The sequence below is a fragment of the Prosthecobacter sp. genome (assembly GCF_049294395.1).
Taxonomy (GTDB): Bacteria; Verrucomicrobiota; Verrucomicrobiia; order Verrucomicrobiales; family Verrucomicrobiaceae; genus Prosthecobacter.
Genome location: NZ_JBAQCR010000257.1, coordinates 1 through 2,975, shown reverse-complemented (window position 1 = coordinate 2,975; position 2,975 = coordinate 1). Strand labels below are relative to the sequence as shown.

Below are 2,975 nucleotides of genomic sequence, written 5' to 3'. Positions count from 1 at the left end.
CCCAATCCCAATGGCAACCGCGATGGCGGTGGCAATCGCGACCGCGACAACGGCGGCAACCGTGAACGCGAACGCGACAACGGCAACCCCCAGCAGGGCCCCCAGGGCGGCCGCAATTACGAGCCCGAGCCCGAAAAACCCCTCGGCCCGCCAGAGCCTGCCAATGGCATTCTCGAAATGTCCCCCAAAGGCTACGGCTTCCTCCGCCGCCGCGAGCTCTCCTTCGCCCAGCATCCGCAGGATGCCTTCATCGCCCCCGAGTTCGTCCGCAAATACGGCCTCCGCGAAGGCATGCAGATCGTCGGCGTCCAGTGCAAAGGCGCACGCGGCCCGCAGATCACCGAAGTCACCGAGGTCAATGGCCGCAATCCTCTGGCCATGCGGGATCTCCCCCTCTTCGAAGAACTCAAGGCCATCAATCCCAACAAGCGCTACCAGCTTGAGACCACCAAGGACCGCCTCACCACCCGTGTCATCGACATGATGACCCCCGTCGGCCGTGGCCAGCGCGGACTCATCGTCGCCGCACCCCGTGCCGGCAAGACCACCATCCTTCAGCACATCGCCGAAGCCATGGTCACCAATCATCCCGGCGTGCACCTGATGATCCTCCTCGTCGATGAGCGCCCCGAAGAAGTCACCGAGTTCAAGCGCATCCTCCCGCAGGCCGAAATCTACGCCAGCAACAACGACCAGGACGTCAAGAACCACACCCGCATCTGCACCTTCGCCATCGAGCGCGCCAAGCGCCTCGTCGAATGCGGCGAGCACGTCTTCATGCTCATGGACTCCCTCACCCGCATGGCCCGCGCCTTCAACAACACCGCCAAATCCGGTGCTGTCATGAGCGGCGGCGTCGGCGTCGGCGCGTTGGAAATCCCGCGTCGTCTCTTCGCTGCTGCGCGCAATACCCGCACCGCAGGCTCCCTCACCATCCTCGGCACCGCCCTGGTGGAAACCGGCACCCGCATGGACGACCTCATCTTCCAGGAGTTCAAAGGCACCGGCAACATGGAGCTCGTCCTCGATCGCAAGATCGCCGAGCAGTTCGTCTACCCCGCCGTGAACATCTTCAAATCCGGCACCCGCCGCGAAGAGCTCCTGCTGCAGACCTTCCAGCTCGACAAGATCCACATGCTCCGCCGCGGCCTCGCCGGCCACAAGCCCGTCGAAGCCATCCAGCGCGTCATTTCGCTGCTGGAGCGCTACCCCAGCAATGCGCAGATGCTCGTCGATCTCCCCAGCAAGTCGTAGCTCTTCGTTTCGGCATTCTCAGCACGGGCTTTCCCATCCTTCGCCACCCAGGCAAGGAGGAAAGCCCGTTCTGCGTACAGGGGTTCACTTCACGCCCCAGCATCAGCCCCATAGGTCCTCTACATCCTATCAGACCTATTCCGGAGCTCCGCGACACCCTTCACCCAGCATACGCATTGCAGTCCCGGGTTCGCCTCGCAGCAGCCCGTTCTGGGTAATTCGTCCTCGTCCTCCTGCTCTCAGTTGATTCGCTGCGCTCACCCTGCGGGCTCCTGGCAGTCGTCTGTCTCGCTTCGCTCGGCTGTCCTCGATCCTTGCGCAAGAAAATTGCCGCAGCCCTCTCGCACCACCCAGCATACGTATTGTAGTCCCGGCTTTAGCCGGTCCGGCTCTTCGCACGCAGTTCGAAGTTCCTCTCGCAGCTTTCGCAGCAGCCCCCATTTGGACTGCGGTCGCGCAGTGAGGAACGAACGCAGCTACCGCTCTCCGCAGGCTGGTTCAGCCCCCAGCCCCTCAAACGCAGGCCCTGCAAACCCGCGCCCCAGCATCACACCCATACAGCCAAAACGACGATCAGACCTATTCCGGTCCCCACCACCACCGCTCCGCGTCCCGCTCTTCACCCAGCGCCGCGGGCCAACGGCCCGCAGGAGTCAGCCCAGAACGCAAGCCCTGGCTTCCCCTCCCAGTCCCACCCTCCCTCAAGACCGCGCTCTGAAGGAGCGCAGGAGCCGCCACACTTCATCCTCCACACCCGTACTCCACATCCGCGCCCCAGCATCCCTCCCATCCGCCCTATCCGACCCATCCCGGTGGCACAGTCCATGCATCCACAAATCTTCTCCGCCACTCCAGCATCCAGCATCTTTCATAATTCCCCCTTCATAATTCATCCTTTCAAACCCTCCCCCTTCAGCGTATCCCCTCTCATGCCGATCCCCGCTCGTGACATCCAAGTGGACTCCGTCCTCCCGCCCACGCCGCCGGAGATCAATCCCATCGCCGCCAAGCTCGCCAGCAGCAAAGACCCCGTCAACAACGCCGCCGCGCGCATCCTCTCCAAGTACCTCGACGAGCTCATGCGCGTCCCCGGCACCAATGTCCGCTTCGGTCTCGATCCCATCCTCGCCCTCATCCCCGCCGTCGGCGACACCGTTGCCTCAGGCGCAGGCTTCATCATCCTGCTCGATGCCCTCCGCAGCGGCATCCCCATCCCCGTCTTCCTGCGCATGGCGCTCAACATGGGCATCAATTTCGCCATCGGCCTCATCCCCGGCGCCGGGGCGTTCGCCTCCGTCTTCTTCAAATCGAACACGCGTAATTTGAAACTCCTCCTCGCCTGGCAGGCCGGACACAAAGACAAAGTCAAGCGCAGCACCTTCCACTTCTACGCCGGCATCTTCATGCTCATCGCCATGATCGTCGGTTTCATCGCCATCGCCTGGGCCTTCTACGCCTGGCTCTTCTACTCCGCCGCCCAGGCCATCCTCCACGCCCTCGGCTTCAGCTAAAAGTACGATGGGCAGTGCCTCACTGCGTTAGCCCTCCGGGCAGCCTTCGGCTGGCTATCTTCGCTTCGCTACGGTTCCTGCCCGTCGACCAGCGCCCTCCCATCCCCCCACGCCCCCATCGGTACGACAAGCCTGCTCCGCTGCTCATTGATAAAACCACACTGTAGCATGTAATACCACATCACACATCAGTCCCGCCAACTCATACAC

General features: G+C 62.9%; 2 protein-coding genes. Both read left to right on the top strand.

What is annotated here, in order from left to right; all coding sequences use genetic code 11:
• The coding region (gene rho / locus WAW39_RS17755; protein WP_422320525.1) for a transcription termination factor Rho at nt 1-1,254 on the top strand (1,254 nt) is incomplete at its 5' end.
• 929 nt (nt 1,255-2,183) lie between these two features.
• The gene (locus tag WAW39_RS17750) at nt 2,184-2,765 is read left to right on the top strand and encodes a DUF4112 domain-containing protein (protein WP_422320524.1); all 582 of its coding nucleotides are present in this window, start codon (nt 2,184-2,186) and stop codon (nt 2,763-2,765) included.
• The last annotated feature ends 210 nt before the right edge of the window (nt 2,766-2,975 follow it).

What these genes read in the sequence shown, in the direction of transcription:
- WAW39_RS17750 (WP_422320524.1), top strand. Translation starts at nt 2,184, where the DNA reads ATGCCGATCCCCGCTCGTGACATCCAAGTGGACTCCGTCCTCCCGCCC.